This window comes from Azospirillum brasilense (genome assembly GCF_003349955.1).
Taxonomy (GTDB): Bacteria; Pseudomonadota; Alphaproteobacteria; order Azospirillales; family Azospirillaceae; genus Azospirillum; species Azospirillum brasilense_B.
Map to the genome: position 1 here is coordinate 61,732 of NZ_QLKQ01000009.1, position 16,881 is coordinate 78,612.

Below are 16,881 nucleotides of genomic sequence, written 5' to 3' on the forward strand. Positions count from 1 at the left end.
CTCACCCTAACCCTCTCCCCAGAGGGGAGAGGGGAAACAGCGATCGGCGCGCGCATCCTCATTGCTCCTGCATCGCGTGCTGGAGGCCGTTGAGGACCGGCGAGAACACATAGTCGAGGATGGTGCGCCGCCCGGTCAGGATGCTGCAGGTCACGCGCACGCCGGGGAACAGCTCGTAGGTCTTGCCGCCGTAATCGAAACGGGTCACCGGCAGCTCGACGCGGACCTTGTAGTAGGATTGCTTGTTGGCATCGAGCAGCGTGTCGGGACTGATCGTCCGCACCCGCCCCTCGATGTGGCCGAAGCGCGAGGCGTCGCCGCCGGCCAGCGTCACCACCACCGGCTGGTCGGGGCGGACATAGCCGATGTCCTGCACCGGCAGGCGGGCGTCCACCACCAGCTTGCCGTCGCGCGGCACCAGCTCCACCACCGTCTCGCCGGCCTTGACCACCGCGCCCTTGGTCGAGACGGCCAGCGTCTTGACGATGCCGTCCATGGGGGCCCGCAGGCTGCTGCGGTCCAGGCTGTCCTGATAGCGGGTCAGGCGTTGCGACAGCTCGTCGTGGTTGCGGCGGGCCTCGTCGAGGGCGTTGCGGCTCTCCTCCTCGTACTTGCGGCCGATCCACACCAGCTTGCTGCGCGCCTCGGCCAGCGCCGCCTCGGCCTGGGCCAGCGTGGCGCGGTCCTCGGCGATGGCGCTGCTGACGCGGGCGTCGTCGCGCAGAAGCTCCAAGTGCTTCATGCGGTTGGTGATCTCGCGCTTCAGCAGGGTCTCGCTGATGGAGAGCTGCTCGCGGATCAGCCCCTGCGCCACCTGGGAGCCGCCGATGCGCGCCCGCACGGCGGCCACCTGCTGCTCGCGCTGGGCGATGTCCTGGCGCTGGATGTCGAGGTCGGAAGCCAGCCGGTCGCGGCGGGCACGGAACAGGTCGCGGGTCTGCGCCACCAGATCGGGCCGCTCGCGCAGCAGCCGTTCGGGGAAGGTTATGGCCTCGCGGCGTCCGACCTCCGCCTCCAGCCGCGCGGTGTCGGCGGACAGCGAGCCGAGGCGCAGCTTCAGCTCCTCCAGGTCGGCGCGGATCTTCGTCTGGTCCAGCTCGACCAGCGTCTGGCCGGCGGTGACCGAATCGCCTTCCTGCACCAGGATGTCGCGGACGATGCCGCCCTCGAAATGCTGGACCGACTGGTTGTAGGACAGCGGCACCACGTCGCCGGGCGCGCTGCTGGACACGTTCAGCTCGGCGATGGCCGCCCAGCCGAGCGCGGCGAGGAAGGCAGCGATGCTGACCGCGAACAGGCCATCGCCGAAGCGGCTTTCCGTGTCCGCGGGTTCCGTTCCCAGCAGGGGAGTGGGAATGGCCGTCGGGCCGGACAGGGCGGGGCCGGCGGCGGGTTTGCGGGTGAGCAGGGGAAGCGGCTTCATGGCGTCACCAGCCCCGCCGCTTCGCGGGCGGCCACCGTGCTGTTCGGTTGATCGAGGTCGAGCACCAGCGAGGCGCCCTGGAGGATGCGCGGGTCGTGGGAGGCGATGATCACCGTGTGGCCGCTCCGCGCCAGCTCGATCAGCGTGCGGTAGACGGTGGCGGTGCCGTCCGAGTCCAGCCCGTCGGTCGGCTCGTCGAGCAGGATCAGGCGCCCGCCGACCGCCAGGGCGCGGGCCAGCGCCAGCCGGCGGCGGTGGCCGGTCGGCAGCTCGTGGCCGAAGTTGCGCAGCGGCGTGTCGAGCCCCTGGGCGCAGTCGGCCACCGTGCGGTCGGCCCCGGCGCGGTGCAGGACGGCGTGAAGCTCCGTCTCCGACAGGCGCGGGTTGGCGAGCAGCAGGTTCTCGCGGATCGTCCGGTTGAGGAACACCGGCTCCTGCGGCAGCAGCCCGATCTGCTGGCGCCACCAGGAGGGGGCGAATTTGCGGATGTCCACCCCGTCGGCCAGCACCGCGCCCTCCTGCGGGTCGGCCAGACCGGCGATCAGGCGGATCAGCGTCGATTTGCCGGAGCCGTTGCGCCCCTTCAGCACCAGGATGTTGCCGGCGGGCACCGACAGGCTGAGCCGGCGCAGCAGCGGCGTGACGCCGCCCGGCGGGGTGAAGGTCAGGTCGCGCAGCTCCAGCGTGCCGGCGTAGCGGGGCAGGCTGGTGCCGCCGGTCGGCTCGACCGCGGTGCGGGCGAACTGCTCCAGCCGCGCCTGCGCCTGCCGGGCCATCGCCAGGGACTCGCCGATCTGGGCCAGCCGGGTGAAGGGGGCCAGCGCGCGGCCGACCAGCAGGTTGATGCCGATCAGCGACCCGACGTCCAGCTCGCCGCGCACCACCAGGACGGCGCCGGTGGCGATCACCGCCACGCCCTGGAGCGCCTGGAGGCTTTGTGCCGCCGACTGGGCGCGGCCCTGGCGCATCGACATGCGCTCGCGGACCACGCGCAGGGCCTTGGCGGCGCGCTGCCAGTCGCCGAGCAGCGGCTTGGCGCCGCCGAACAGGGCGACCGCGTCGCGTCCGACGATGGCGGTGGTGACCAGCCCCTGGGCGTCGGCGCCGGCCTGGGCGAGGTCGCGCCCGACCGCCCGCATGTCGGCCTGGGCCAGCAGCCCGGCGGCGATGGCCAGCAGCGTGAAGACGAGGCAGATCGCCGCCAGCGGCCAGGAGATCAGCGCCACCACGAGGATGAAGCCGAGCGCGAAGGGCAGGTCGAACAGCGTCGCGAGGTTGGCGGAGCCGAGCGCGGAATCGATCTGCTCCGGCGCCCGCAGCGCCTCGCGCCGGGCCGCGTCGCCCTCCGCCGATCCGGCGCCGCTGCGCGCGGTCATCAGGATGCCGAAGGCCCCGGTGGTCAGCCGCTCGTGCTCGGCCCGCCCGATGCGCCCGGCGATGCCCAGCCGGACGTGACGGAACAGGTGCTCGAAGGCGATGGACAGGACGACGCCGACGGTCAACGCCGCCAGCGTGGAGTCGACGCCGTGCGTCACGTACCGGTTCAGCACCAGCATCGTGTAGAAGGACGAGGCCAGCCCGAGCAGGTTCGCCGCCAGCGACGCCGCGAAGACGCGGGCGGTCAGCCGCAGGTTGGCGCGCAGCCGCAGCACCAGAAGCCCGATGGCGCCGCCGTTCATCGCTGCTCTCCCGTGCCGCGCCGGCCGGGATCACGTTGGGCCGGATCGCGTCCGCCCTGGTCGCGGAAGGCGCCGCGGCCCGGCGCGGTCAGCTTCGGCATCGGCTTGGTCTGGATGTCGGTGGCGTTCAGCCGGCCCATGGCAGCGAGCAGGCGGTAGCCGGCCAGCACCAGCTCCGTTTCCGCCGCCGCGGCGTCGCTGCGCGCGTTGATCAGCGTCGTCTCGCCCGACAGGATGTCGATCAGAGACCGGGTGCCCAGCTCGCGCTCCGACCGCGCCACGTCGAGGAAGCCGGCGGCGAGGCTCGCCTGGTCGTTGAGAAGCTGCACCTGGGCGCGGGCGCTTTCCAGCCGGTTCCAGCTGTTGCGGACGGTCTCAAGCACCGTGCGCTCCTGGTCGGCCCAGGTGGCGTCGGCGGCCCGCAGGTCGGCCTCGGCCAGACGGATGCTGTTGAGCGCGGTCAGGCCGGTGTTCAGCGAGAAGGTGACCTGGAGCTTGAACAGCAGCTCGTTCTGCCGCCCGGACTGGCCGGCGACGTCGCGCTTGACGTTGCGCTCCACGAAGCCGTCGATCCGCGGGTAGAGGGTGCGGCCGCGCACCGCGGTCACCGCCTCCTGAGCCGCCGCGGTGGTCAGGGCCAATTCCTGGAGACGCGGGTTGTGGCGGCGCGCCTCCTCCACCGCCGCGTCCAGCGAGACGGGCAGGCCGGCGCGGGTCATCGCCAGGACCTGGGCATTGCTGACCTGGAAGGGGACATGGCCGAAGAAGGCCTGGAAGCGGCTTTGCGCGTTCTGCGTCGCCTCCTCCGCCGCGACGCGGCGGGCCTGGGCGCCGGCGAGCTGGCTCTTGGCCTGGAGAACGTCGGTGGAGAAGCCGAAGCCCTCCTGAAGCCGCACCTCCTCCAGCCCGGTCTGGCGGCGGATGTTGTCCTCGGACTGGCGGGCGAAGGCGAGCAGCTGATGGGCGCGGACGAGGCCGGCGTAGGCGGTGAGGCCCTCCACCAGCAGCTCCTGCCGGGTGCGCTCCACCGCGATGTCGGCGCGGACCAGCGTCACCTGGGCGCGCCGGATGTCGGCGTTGGTCGCGTCGAAGTCCCAGATCAGCTGCGTCGCCCGCGCCGAGAACTGCGAGGCGTTCATGTCGGTGTTGGGCAGGCCGGCCGGCTTGGTGGTGCTCTCGCGCCCGCCGTTGGCCGACAGGCTCAGCGTCGGGAACCAGCCGCCATGGCTGACCCGCAGGGCGTTGCGCGCCCCGTCGGCGGCAGCCTCCGCCCCGCGCAGGCGGTCGTGGCTCTCCGTCGCCTTGCCGATCAGCGCCACCACATCGTCGCGCGGCGACGCAATCAAAGGTTGTGGCGCGCCGGTCAGGAGCGGGAGCGCAACCGTGGCGATAAGACAAAACTTGTGCATGAGGGTCCTGGAGATCGCCGCATGTCTAAGCCGTTCGGCTTACAGCGATGATGATCTTAGTCGAGAACTCTCATACTCATTTAGGACAAAACAGTATCCAAATACCTAAAAATGCGACGAATTCTGTCAATCGCTCATGAATTTTCTGCGACCGGCACAATCATCGATGCATGGGTTGTGGCGTGGTGTGTGTCTGCGCTGTGAGCGGCCATCGCCCAATCCCCCGCGTGTGCATCCACCCCGTTTTGCACAACCGGAACAGTGTCCGGCAGGCCCAGGCCGGAGGAGAGCAGCGCCGCGTAGTCGAAGCGTCCGTGATCGGCCTGAGGCGATGAAGATGGCGATGGCGCTGGCGACGCGGCCAGCGGCTGGCTGTGCAGCTGAGCCGCGACGGTGGCCTGCGCGTCGAAGGCGACGCCGGCCACCACGCGGCTGCTGCCGTCGGCCATGGTCATGCTGGTGGTGCCGAGGATGTGGTTGCCGGCCAGGGTCGTGTTGGTCGGGGTGGCCGTAGAGGCGATGGACAGGATGCCGGCGTCGGCCAGCGTGCGCAGCTCGCCCGGCTGGCTCACCCCGTCGCCGTTGGCGTCCTGCCAGACCTGGAGCGTGGCGAAGCTCTGGTCCGCAGCGTCGATGCGCCCGTCGTGGTTGCTGTCGAGCGAGGCGAGCGCCTCCAGGCTGCTGTTGAAACCAGCTCCGAAATGCTCCGACACCAGCTCGCGCCCGTCGTCGATTTGCCCGTTGTGGTTGTCGTCGCGCACCAGCAGGGCGTTGCCCTTGCCGACCCAGCCGGTGCGGTCGGCCACGCCGTCGCCGCTGACGTCGAACAGGACGCCGTCGGTCAGCGTCCGCAGGGCCAGACCGTCGCCGGCCATGTCCAGCACGATGGGGTCGCTGGCGACGGTGGTCAGCTTGACGTTGTCGATGCGCAGGATCGGGTTGACGCTGTTGTCGCTGGTGTCGGAGGTGCCGAAGCCCAGCGACAGGGTGGTGTTGGCCGGGATCACGACGCTGAATTTTCCGCTGGCGCTCGCGTCCTTGGCGAGCAGCGTGACCACGCCGTTGACGCTGACGAAGGCGAAGTCGTGATAGCCGGGGTCGGAGAAGATGAAGGTCCAGTCGAAGGTCAGCGTCGTGTCCTTCGTCACCGTGACGGTGGTGGCCAGCTTCATCGCGTTGCCGAAGGACGGGATGGTCCCGGTCGCCGTGGCGATGGAGCCGTGGGCAAGGCCGAGGAAGTCCTCGAGCTGGGTCGGCGTCCGGCCGGCCGCGGAGGTCAGGGTGCCCTCGTGCCCGTCGCCGGTGGCGTCCACCGTGGCGCCGCCGGTGTAGCTCCAGCCGGCCAGCCCCTTGTCGAAGGTGCCGTTGGGGATCAGCACGCCGGGATGCAGGGTGACGGTGTCCGTCGCGGTGGAGAAGGCGCTGCCGTCGCCGAGGGTGACGGCGGTCTTGGAGCCGGCGCTGCCGGTGGTCTGGTCCCAGGCCCGGATGGTCAGGGCGCCGTTGACGGTGGCCGGCACCGCGGCGTTGGGCTGGAAGTAGAGCCGGTCGGTGGCGCGCAGCAGAAGGGCGGAATCGCTGTCGTTGACCGCGCCGACGAGGTTCCAGGTCGCGCCGTTGTCGGTGGAGAACCACCAGCGGCCATAGCTCTCGTTGGTGCCGGTCAGGGCGATGCCGACGACGGCCCCGGCGTCCGTGTCGATGACGTTGGCGGGGCCGCTGCCGTTCAGCCCGACCAGCTTGGACACCGCGAAGCCGACCGTGCCCGCGGTGGGGGCGGCCAGGGCCTCCGCCGCCACGGCCACGTCGAGGTTGGTGTCGATCAGGACGGGGGAGGCGTTCGGCGGCGCCACGGTGACGCCGATGGTGACGGTCGCGGTCAGCGGCCCGCCGGCCCCGCCGTTGCCGAGATCGTTCACGACGATCCGGATGGCGTCGGCCCCGGTGTAGAAACTGGCCGTGTAGAGAAGCCCGTTGGCGGCGCCGAGCAGCCCGTTGATGGTGGCGAGCGTCGCGCGGATGGTGACGGTGTCCGTTCCGTTGCCGGTGATGACGGCGTCCCACCCGGCGCTGGCCAGAGTCAGCGTGCCGTGGCCGGCGGTCAGCGTGACCAGCATCGGCAGCGTGCCGGCGTCGACGTCGGACACCGACAGGCCGGTGACCGCCACCGCCACGCCCTTCATCGTCGCCAGCGCCGTCGTGCCGGCGGTGATCTGCGGCGCGTCGTTGACCGGGGTGACGGTTCCGGTCAGGGCGATGGTGTCGGCGCTGTAGACGGTGCTGCCGCCGACGCCGGCCGTCAGGTCGACGCGGCCGCCGGTGACGACGGGGGCGCCGCCGTCCTCGATCAGCCGGACGGTCAGGGCCGGGGTGGTGCCGTTCCAGTCGGCGGCGGGAAGGAAGCGCAGCATCGCGTTGGCGGCGACGACCAGGGCCGAGCCTTCCGCGACCGCGCCGACGGTGATCCAGGCGAAGCCCGACCAGTATTGCCAGACGCCTTGCCCGGCGGTCGCCGCGTTGCCGACGATGGCGACGCCGGCGAAGCCGTTGGCGGCGGAGCCGCCCGCCACCGCGTCCGCCGGGTCGGAGAACAGGGGACCGAACAGGGCGGTGACGCTGGTGCCCGCCGGATTGACGGTGTCCTCGGCGATGGTCGGCAGGGTCGCCGTCGTGCCCGTCGCCACCGGGGCGTCGTTGACCGGAAGGACGGTGCCGGTCAGGGCGATGGTGCCGGCGCTGTAGGCGGTGCTGCCGCCGACGTTGGTCGCGTCGACCCGCGCGCCGCTGGCGATCGGGCCGTGCGACGTGTCGACCAGACGGACGGTCAGGGCGGGCGTGGTGCCGTTCCAATTGGCGGCGGGAACGAAGCGCAGCGCCGTGTTCGCCGCCAGCAGCAGGCCGTTGCCGCCGCTGACCGCGCCGATGTCGGCCCAGGCCGCCCCGGTCCAGTACTGCCACGCCCCTTGCGCCAGGGTGGCGGCGTTGCCGACCACCACCACGCCGGCCAGCGTGTCGGCCGCCGACCCGCCGCTCACCGCGTCGGCGGCGTCGGAAAACAGGGGACCGAACAGGCTGGCGACGGTGGTGCCCGTGGGGTTGGCGGTGTCTTCGGCGATGGCCGGCAGCGTGGCCGCCGTGCCCGTCGCCACGGGGGCGTCGTTGACGGGGGTGACTGAGGTGGTCAGGGCGACGGTGCCGGCGCTGTAGCGGCTGTCGCCGCCCACGCTCGCCAGGGCGACCCGCCCGCCGCTGGTCACGACCCCTTGGGAGTCGTCGATCAGCCGGACGGTCAAAGCCGGGGTGGCGCCGTTCCAGTTGGCGGCGGGAACGAAGCGCAACGCCGTGGTGGCGGCCAGCAGCAGGGCGTTGCCGTCCGAGGCCGCCCCCACGGCGGTCCAGCCCGTGCCGGTCCAGTATTGCCAGACGCCTTGCGTGGTCGCCGCGTTGCCGACGATGGCGATCCCGGCGAAACCGTTGGCGGCGGAACCGCCGCCCACCGCGTCCGTCGCGTCGGAGAACAGGTGGGCGAACAGGCTGGTGACCGTGGCGCCCGCCGGGTTGGCGGTGTCCTCGGCGATGGTCGGCAGGGTGGCGGTCGTTCCGGTGGCGACCGGCGCGTCGTTGACCGGGGTGACGGTTCCGGTCAGCGCGACGGTCCCGGCGCTGTAGACAGTGCTGCCGCCGACTCCGCCGGTCAGGTCGACGCGGTTGCCGGTGACCAGCGGCGCGCCGCCGTCCTCGACCAGCCGGACCGTCAGGGCGGGCGTGGTGCCGTTCCAGTTGGCGGCGGGAACGAAGCGCAGCGCCGTGTCGGCGGCCAGCAGCAGCCCGTTGGCGTCGCTCGCCGAGCCGATGCCGGCCCAGGCGATGCCCGTCCAGTACTGCCACGTTCCTTGCGCCACGGTGGCGGCGTTGCCGACCACCACCACGCCGGCGAAGCCGTTCGCGGCGGAGCCGCCCGCCACGGCGTCCGCCGGGTCGGAGAACAGGGGACCGAACAGGGCGGAGACGGTGGAGCCCGCCGGGTTGGTCGTGTCCTCGGCGATGGTCGGCAGGGTGGCCGTGCTGCCCGTCGCCACGGGGGCGTCGTTGACCGCGCCGACCGCTGTGTTGAGGGCGATGGTGCCCAGGCTGTAGCGGCTGTCGCCGCCGGCGCCCGTCACGTCCGCCCGCTCGCCGCTGGTGACCGGCCCTTGCGAATCGTCGATCAGGCGAACCATCAGGCTCGGCGGCACGCCGTTCCAGTCGGCGGCGGGCAGGAAGCGCAGCGTGGTGCCGGCGGACAGCAGCAGGGCGTCGCCGTTCGACACCGTTCCCACGGCGGTCCAGGCCGTGCCGGTCCAGTATTGCCATTGCCCTTGGGCGGTGTCCGCACCGTTGGCGATCACCGCCACGCCGGCGAAGCCGTTCGCGGCGGAGCCGCCCGCCACGGCGTCCGCCGGGTCGGAGAACAGGTGGGCGAACAGGGTGGAGACGGTGGCGCCGGACGGATCGGCGGCGTCTTCGGCGACCGCCGGCAGAAGCGTCGTCGTTCCGGTGGCGACCGGCGCGTCGTTGACCGGGGTGATGGTCCCGGTCAGGGCGACGGTGCCGGCGCTGTAGACCGTGCTGCCGCCGACGCCGGTCGTCAGGTCGACGCGGCCACCGGTGACGACGGGCGCGCCGCCGTCCTCGATCAGCCGGACGGTCAGGGCCGGGGTGGTGCCGTTCCAGTCGGCCGCCGGCAGGAAGCGAAGCTTGGCGTCGGCGGCGAGGATCAGCGCCGTTCCCTCCGCGACCTCGCCCACGGCGGTCCAGGCGGAACCGGTCCAATATTGCCAGACGCCTTGCGCGGCGGTCGCCGCGTTGCCGACCACCGCCACACCGGCGAAGCCGTTGCCGGCGGAGCCGAACACCGCGTCGGTGGGGTCGGAGAACAGACCGCCGAACAGCGACGCGACGCTGGCGCCCGCCGGATCGGCGCTGTCTTCCGCGATGGGAGCCAGGACCGCGTGTGCGCCGGTCGCCACCGGGGCGCCGTTGACCGGGGTCACCTCCAGCGTCAAGGGGGCGACGTCCCCCGACAGCGGGGTGGTGCCGCCGACGCCGGTCAGCGTGAACAGCCGGTGCTCGGCGCCGCTGAAGCCCTCGGCCCATTCGCCGTTCACCGCCCGCAGCCCGAGCGACGGCGCGGTGCCGTTCCAGTTGGCGGCCGGCAGGAAGCGCAGCAGGGCGCTGTCCGGAAGCACGAGCGCCGAGCCGTCGCCAACCGCGCCCACCGCCAGCCACACACTCCCGTCCACGCTGTACTGCCAGACGCCGGACGGGGAGTCCGGGTTCGCCACCACGGCGACGCCGATCACGCGGCTGCCGGCCTCGCCGGGCCGGAACATCGCCTCGATCAGGTGGAAGACGGCGAAGCCGGCCGGGGCCGCGGTGCCCTCGGCGATCGCCAGGGCCTTCGCGAAGGCCGCCGCGTCGAAGGCGGTCGAGAGGGTGGGGGCCGCCACCGGCGGCACCGTCGCGGGCAGGGTGGCGGCGGCCGCCTCGATGGCGCGGGCCACCTGCTGCTGGATCTGCGCGGCGACGGCGAAGGGATCGCTGGTCAGCGCCTTGGTGACCGCCGGGGCGGCGGGCGGAGCGCTGGTGGTGGGCGTGGGGGCGGTAACGCTCGGCGCGGCGGTGTCGGCGCTCTTGGCGGTTCCGGCCGCGTCGAAGCTGATCGGCTTCAGCGCCGGTTCGCTTCCCATGGTGGATTTGGCGGCGGCCGGAGACGCCTCGCCCTCCGCCGAGGAGGCGTCGGTGGCGGCGTCGGCGGCTTCGCCCTTCGCGTCCTCCTTGGCCCCGTCCTCCTTGGCGCCTTCCTCTTTGGCGCCGTCCTTCTCGCCGCCCTCGTCCTTGCCGCCCTCCTTGCCCTCGGCCGGGGCTTCGGCGACCTGCTCGGCGGCCTTCTGCTCGGCGGCCTTCTCCCCACCGCCCTTGTCACCGTCTCCCTTGGCGCCGTCCTTGGCCGCCTCTCCCGCGGGCGGCGGGTTGGCGAGATCGGCCAGCGCCTTGTTCTCGGGGGAAACGGGAACTTCGCTGCCCTGGGCGTTCTGCTGCACCGTCTCCGCGGTCTGACGGGCGGCGGCGAGCGCCGATCCGGGGGCACGCCCGTCCGCCAATGCCTGCCCGAGTGCCGTGTTGAAGGCGGCGCCGGAGCCGCCGAGCGCCTGCACCGCCTGCTGGACGTTCTGCCCGCTGGCCAGCGCCGCGATCAGCCCGTCGCTCTTGACGCCCTTCGCGGTTTCGGCGGACAGGGCCAGCGCGGTGGACACGGTCTGCTGCGCCGAGCCCAGCGCGCCGGACATCTCCTGCCCGCTGGACAGGGCCCGCCCCAGCGCCTCGCCGAAGCCGCCGGCCGCCGCGCCGTCGAGCCCGGCGGCGGCGGCGAAGGTCTTGACGGTCGCCGCCACATTCTGGCCGGACGACAGCGAGGCGACCAGCGCGTCCGCCGGCTTCGCCGGAACGGCGGCGGCCTCCTGCCGGGCCGCCATGTCCGTCTGCGCCCGCGCCGAGGCGCCGAGCGCCGCGTCGGGTTGCGCGCCCTGCGCCAGCGCGTCGTTCAGGACGCTGGTGAAAGCGGGGTTGCCGGCCAGCGCGCCGCCCGCACCGTCCGTCTTTCCGGCGGCCAGCGCGCCGAGCAGGCGCGCGCCGTCGGTCTGTTCGACCGCGACGGAATCGGTCTGGACCGCGCCGGCGGCGCTCAACGCCTGCGCTTCGGCAATGGCGCCGGCGGCGTCGGCGCCGCTGGACAGGGCGTGTTCCAGCGCTTCGGCGAAGTGACCGCCCGATCCGGGGCCGAGCGCCGTCACCGCGTCCTGCACCCCCACGCCGGAGGCGAGCGCCGCGGCGAGCTTGTCGGACGGCGAAACGGGAACGGCGTCCGGCATCGCCGGGGCGGTGGGGGGGGCGGTCAGGGCCTGCGACAGGGCGGCGAGCGGGTCGGCGGCGCCCGCCGGGCGGGCCGCCGGGTCCATCACCCCGCTGAACAGCGCCGCCGACAGGTCGGACGCCGTCTTGGAATCGTTCGCGCCGCCCGGCCCAATTCCCTGTCCCTGGGCCAGGGCGACGGCCAAGCGCTGCTCCCCGGTCAGCGCCGCGGTTTCCTGGGCGGCTTGCGCCATGCGCGCCGCGGTGCCGGCGGCGATCCGGCTCGCCTGGGCGATGGCGTCGTCGGGCGTGGCGCTGGCGCCGACCCCCGCCACGACGTCGCGCATCCAGCCGTCCGCCACGCTGCCCGCGGCGCCGTCCGGCAGGCCCTGTCCGGTCAGCGCCGCCGCCAGCTTCTCCTGCACGGCCTTGAGCGCGCCGGGATCGCCGCCCAGCAGCACCGCCGCCGCTTCGGACGCCAGGGCATCGGGGATGGTCAGGAGCGGGGCGGTGGCGTCCAGGGTGTCCGGCATAGTGGCCCTCTCGCCATCGCGGCGGTCGCGTATCGGGAAGGCCAATAACAAAGTGATTTGTTGAAGAAACTCTGAACGCTGCCGGCCTTTTGGCCGACTGGAAATTAATTCCGCTTGGATTGGTGGCTATACAACGACGAAATCCCCGCAGGGTGGGGATGGTTACTGCATGAATTTTGGCTCATGCAGAAGAAAATTGTCGATTATTGACACATTTGAGGCTTTGGTTGTGAAAGACGCGAAAGCACCTTTCTGAAAAGTGGTGTTCGGGAGCGGCGCCGCCTCTGTCGATCCACCTGGGGATGCAGAGGCGGCGCCGTCCGTACGGATCGCGTCAGGAGGCCGTCCGGATGGTGCCGACGCGCCCGCCGGCCAGGAAGTCCTCCGCGGCCCGCCCGCCGACGCGGAGCCCGCTGTCCTTCTCGAACAGGGAAAAGTCCTTCAGCAGGCAGTCGATGCCGACCGCCTCGCCGACGCGCAACTCGCTGTAGCCGGGGACGGAGACCATCACCTCGTCGGTCAGGCCGCCGTCGTCGTCGTGGGCGGTGTGGACGCCGGACAGCTTGACCGAGATCAGCGATTCCGCCCCCACATGCTCGACCAGGGTGACGGTGCCCGGCAGGCTCTTGCCCTGGCCCGGCGGCACGACGGCCAGCGCGCCGGGGCGCAGGCCCAGCCAGACCCTCATGCGGCTGCTGCCGCCCGGCCTCTCCGCCTTGTCGGGCAGCGGCAGGACGCTGTTGCCGATGCGCACGGTCATGCCCTCGACCTCGGCGTCGATCAGGTTCATCGGCGGCGTGCCGATGAAGCGGGCGACGTAGGTGTTGGCCGGCTTCTCGTAGATCTCGCGCGGGGTGCCGTACTGCTGGAGGTGCCCGTCGCGCATCAGCGCGATGCGGGTGCCCATGGTCATCGCCTCGATCTGGTCGTGGGTGACGTAGACGAAGTTGCCGCCGACCCGCTGGTGGAGCTGGGTGATCTCCGCCCGCATGGCGGTGCGCAGCTTGGCGTCGAGGTTCGACAGCGGCTCGTCCATCAGGAAGGCCGACGGCTCGCGCACCATGGCGCGGCCGAGCGCCACGCGCTGGCGCTGGCCGCCCGACAGGGTGCGCGGGTGGCGGTCGAGCACCTTGGTCAGGGCCAGCGTGTCGGCGGTGCGCTCCACCAGCTCGCGCACCTCCGGCGAGTTCTCGATGCGGCGCTTGAAATAGTCGCCGATGAAGGGGATGTGGAACCACCAGCGGAACTGCCGCATGATCAGCGGGAAGGCGATGTTCCGGCGCACCGTCATGTGCGGGTAGAGCGCGTAGGACTGGAAGACGAAGGCCATGTCGCGGTCGCTGGGCGGCAGCTCGTCCACCCGCTTGCCGCCGAGATGGATCTCGCCGCTGGTCACCGTCTCGAGCCCCGCGATCATGCGCAGGATGGTGGACTTGCCGCAGCCCGACGGGCCGAGCAGAACCAGGAACTCGTCGTCGCCGGCCTCCAGGCTCACGTTGTCGATCACGGTCAGCGAACCGAAGGACTTCGTGACGTTCTGCAGTTTGATAGCCATTGGGCTTTTCCCTTTTATCTCTCGGGCGTGTCGGTGCAAGGGGGGCGGGATCGGCCCACGGTCAGCCCTTGACGCCGCCGGTCGTCATGCCGGCGACCACGTAGCGTTGGACGAACAGGTAGAAGACGACCGCCGGCAGCGTGTAGATGAAGCCGACCGCCATGACCGTGTGCACCGGCGTGCTCAGCTCGCCCACGAAGCTGGCGAGGCCGACCGAGGCGGTGCGCAGGGCGTCGTCGCTGATGAAGGTCTGGGCGAAGACATACTCGTTCCAGCCGTGGAAGAAGGCGATCACCGCGGCGGCCGCCAGCGTCGGTGCGATCAGCGGAACCACCACCGCCAGCACGATGCCGAGGCGGGAGCAGCCGTCCACCCTCGCGGCCTCCTCGATCTCCGACGGCACGCCGTCGATGGCGCCCTTCAGGATCCAGGTCACCACCGGCACCGTGAAGGCCGTGTTGGCCAGGATCAGGCCGAGCAGCGTGTTGAGCAGCGACAGCTTGGTGAAGATGTCGTAGAGCGGCACCACCAGCATCGCTTCCGGCAGCATCTGCGTCATGAACAGCGCGAAGCCGAGCAGCAGCTTGCCGTTGAAGGTCAGGCGCGACAGCGCGTAGGCCGGCAGCACCGACAGCAGGATGCTCAGCACCGTCGTGCCGACCGCGACGATCAGGCTGTTGACCAGCCATTGGCGCAGCGAGGTCTCGGTGAAGGCGGCGGCGTAGGTGCCGATCTGCGACAGCGTCGGCAGCAGGTTCGGCGTGTCGTCGAACAGCCGCTCCGACGGGGTGAGCGAGGTCACCAGCATCCAGTAGAGCGGGAAGGCCGCCACCCCGAGGAGGACCAGGACGGCGAGCGTGCGGGCCGTGGAATTGTGTTTCATGACATCACCGCTTTCCGGCGGCCTTTTCCGCCCGCGTCGTCAGCCAGAAATAGACCAGCGTCACCAGGATCGCGACGACCAGCCCGATGATGCCGACCGCCGCCGCCCGGCCGAGGTCGAGATAGACGAAGGCGCGGCGGTACAGGTCGATGACCAGCGTGTTGGTCTCGCCCAGCGGACCGCCCTGGGTCATCAGCCAGATCACGTCGAAGCGGCGCAGCGACCACACGGTGATGAGCAGGGTCAGCAGGGCCACCGACGGGCGGATGGTCGGCCAGGTGACGGCGCGGAAGATGCTCAGCCGGTCGGCCCCGTCGATCACCGCCGCCTCGCGCAGTTCCGACGGCACGCCCTGGAGGGCGGCCAGGATGACGACGGAGGAGAAGGGGAAGATCTGCCAGATCGTGGTGATAAGGATGGCCGGCAGGGCGAAGGACGGCTCGTCCAGCCAGTTCACCCCGCCGTCGGCGAAGCCGAAGAACTGGGCGAGGTGGCTGAACAGGCCGTACTGAGCGTTGAACATCCACACGAAGATCAGCGCCGCGGCGACCGGCGGGGCGGCCCACGGAATGGTGACCAGCGCGCGGGCGATGCCGCGCCCCCGGAAGGTGCCGTCGAGCAGCAGCGCCGCCAGCAGGCCGAGCCCGATGGAGGCGACCACGCAGACCACCGTGTAGACCGCGGTGACGCGCAGGACCTGATGGAACTCCGGGTCGAAGACGAGTTCGCGGTAATTGTCCAGCCCGACGTAGGTCTGCTGGCCGGGTGAGAGCAGCGAGGTGGAGGTGACGCTGAGCAGGAATTCCTGCACCAGCGGGTAGCCCTGGAAGACCAGGAGATAGAGCGCCACCGGGGCGACGAAGAGCGCGGGAACCCAGCGGCCATGGTCGATCGGCGCGCGCCGCGCGGCGGCCCTGGGCTGGCTCACGGTCCTGCTCATCATGATGCGGTATCCGGAGTTGGAACCAAGGCGATCGCTTCCGACATTCCCTCTCCCCTCCGGGGAGAGGGGTAGGGTGAGGGGGTTGCGCGTGTCGGTAGGCTCGACAAAAGCGCAACCCCCTCACCGGCCCTTCGGGCCACCCTCTCCCCGCTTTCGGCGGACCGGAGGTCCCCCTGCTCACGCGCAAACTTCGTTTGCGCGTGAGCAGGGGGGAGAGGGTTAAGGATGGACGAAGGCAATCGCCCTGGAATTGTGCGGGCGTTACTTCTGGGCGAGCACGCGGGCGGTGATCAGGCGCTGCGCCTCGTCCATGGCGGTCTGCGGGGCGACGCCGCCCTGGAGCACCTTGAGGAGCTGCTGGACGATGATCTGCTGGATCTCCGGCGCCTTGGTCTCAAGCCCCTGCGGCAGGGCCGGCACGCTGTTCGGGGTCTGCGCGTCGTAGACCTTCAGCCAGGGCATGGCCTGAAGCTCCTCCGGCGTGCGCTCCACCGTCGTCGCGACGTTGGCGGCGCCGAGCAGGGTCTGGAGTTCCTGCTGCTGCTGGGGCTGGAGCGCCCATTGCAGGAACTTGCCGGCGGCGTCCTTCACCTTGGTGTTGGCGTTGATGGTCACCGGAGCCAGGATCATGCCCTGCTCCTTGTGCGGGAAGGGCGACGGGGCGGCAGCGATGGGGTGCGCCTTGCCCTGCGAGGTCAGGATGGTGGCGACACCGCCGTTGTCGATCTCCATGGCGACCTTGCCTTCCCAGAACATTCGCCGGTAGGTGGCGGCGTCGGTGCCCTTGGGGATCATGCCGGCGTCATAGACGGTCTTGTAGGCGGCGACACCCGCCACGACCTCCGGGCTGTTGAAGGTCGGCGTGCCGTCCGGCTTGGACCAGCGCCCGCCGAAGCCGTAGACGAAGTTGGTCAGGTCGTACCAGACGCCGCCGCGCTCGGCCATCGTGGCGCGGAAGGCGAAGCCGTAGTTGCCGTCCTTCGTCGCCTCCTTGCCGAGCTTCACGAACTCCTCGAAGGTCTTGGGCGGCGTGCCGTTGGGCAGCAGCGCGGCGTTGTAGACCATCGCGTAGTTGGCGGTGTCAAAGGCGAAGCCGTAGCGCTTGCCCTCCACCTTCATGTACTGGTCGGCGGCGGTGAAGTTGTGGGCGCCGTCCTTCACGATGTCGTCGATCGGCAGGACCGACTTGGCGGCCACCGCCGCGTAGAACTCCGGCAGGTCGAAGCGGATCACGTCGGGGCCGCCGTTGCCGCCCATCTGCGTGAAGATGGTGGTGGCGAAGGAGGAGAAGGGGATGGTGACCGGCTTCACCTCGATGTCGGGCTGGGACTGGTTGAACTTTTCGACCCAGGCCTTCAGCCGGTCGCCGCGGCCGACCTCGGCGAAGTGGGACGCAGCGAAGGTCACCACCGTCTTTCCCGAAGACTGGGCCAGGGCGACCGAGGCGGTGCCCAGCGCCAGGGCGGCGGCGAGCCCGCCGGCCAGAAGGGGGGTGATGCCCGTGATTGCGCTCAGAAACGGCTTCATGCTGCGTCCTCCTCTGAATTTGTTCGTTTACTGTCTTT

8 protein-coding genes are annotated in these 16,881 nt (G+C 71.2%); all 8 read right to left on the reverse strand.

Translation table 11 applies throughout. The annotated features are described in order from the left end of the window. Nucleotides 1–58: 58 nt before the first annotated feature. The 8 genes from DXK32_RS06275 to DXK32_RS06315 all read right to left on the reverse strand — a co-directional run bounded on the left by DXK32_RS06275 (nt 59) and on the right by DXK32_RS06315 (nt 16,843). Nucleotides 59–1,423, reverse strand: coding sequence for an HlyD family type I secretion periplasmic adaptor subunit (locus tag DXK32_RS06275; protein WP_114857727.1), 1,365 nt, complete (start codon nt 1,421–1,423; stop codon nt 59–61). Further along, a complete protein-coding gene (locus DXK32_RS06280; RefSeq protein WP_114857728.1) occupies nt 1,420–3,102 on the reverse strand; it encodes an ATP-binding cassette domain-containing protein in 1,683 nt (560 codons plus the stop codon). The genes DXK32_RS06275 and DXK32_RS06280 overlap by 4 nt, the downstream gene beginning before the upstream one ends. Further along, a complete protein-coding gene (locus tag DXK32_RS06285; RefSeq protein WP_247877004.1) occupies nt 3,099–4,448 on the reverse strand; it encodes a TolC family protein in 1,350 nt (449 codons plus the stop codon). The genes DXK32_RS06280 and DXK32_RS06285 overlap by 4 nt, the downstream gene beginning before the upstream one ends. Before the next feature lie 197 nt (nt 4,449–4,645). Further along, nucleotides 4,646–11,935 (reverse strand): hypothetical protein, encoded by a 7,290-nt coding sequence (locus DXK32_RS06290; RefSeq protein ID WP_114857729.1) that lies wholly within the window; start codon nt 11,933–11,935, stop codon nt 4,646–4,648. A gap of 334 nt (nt 11,936–12,269) precedes the next feature. Beyond that, entirely contained in the window at nt 12,270–13,490 is a 1,221-nt protein-coding gene (locus tag DXK32_RS33405; protein WP_114857730.1) for an ABC transporter ATP-binding protein, read from the reverse strand. Between the two features lie 61 nt (nt 13,491–13,551). After that, on the reverse strand, nt 13,552–14,373 hold the full coding sequence (locus DXK32_RS06300; RefSeq protein WP_035677626.1) for a carbohydrate ABC transporter permease: 822 nt from the start codon (nt 14,371–14,373) through the stop codon (nt 13,552–13,554). A gap of 4 nt (nt 14,374–14,377) precedes the next feature. Further along, nucleotides 14,378–15,316 (reverse strand): carbohydrate ABC transporter permease, encoded by a 939-nt coding sequence (locus DXK32_RS06305; RefSeq protein WP_114857731.1) that lies wholly within the window; start codon nt 15,314–15,316, stop codon nt 14,378–14,380. Between the two features lie 261 nt (nt 15,317–15,577). Next, nucleotides 15,578–16,843, reverse strand: a complete 1,266-nt coding sequence (locus DXK32_RS06315) for an ABC transporter substrate-binding protein (protein ID WP_051658308.1) — start codon at nt 16,841–16,843, stop codon at nt 15,578–15,580. Nucleotides 16,844–16,881 lie beyond the last annotated feature (38 nt).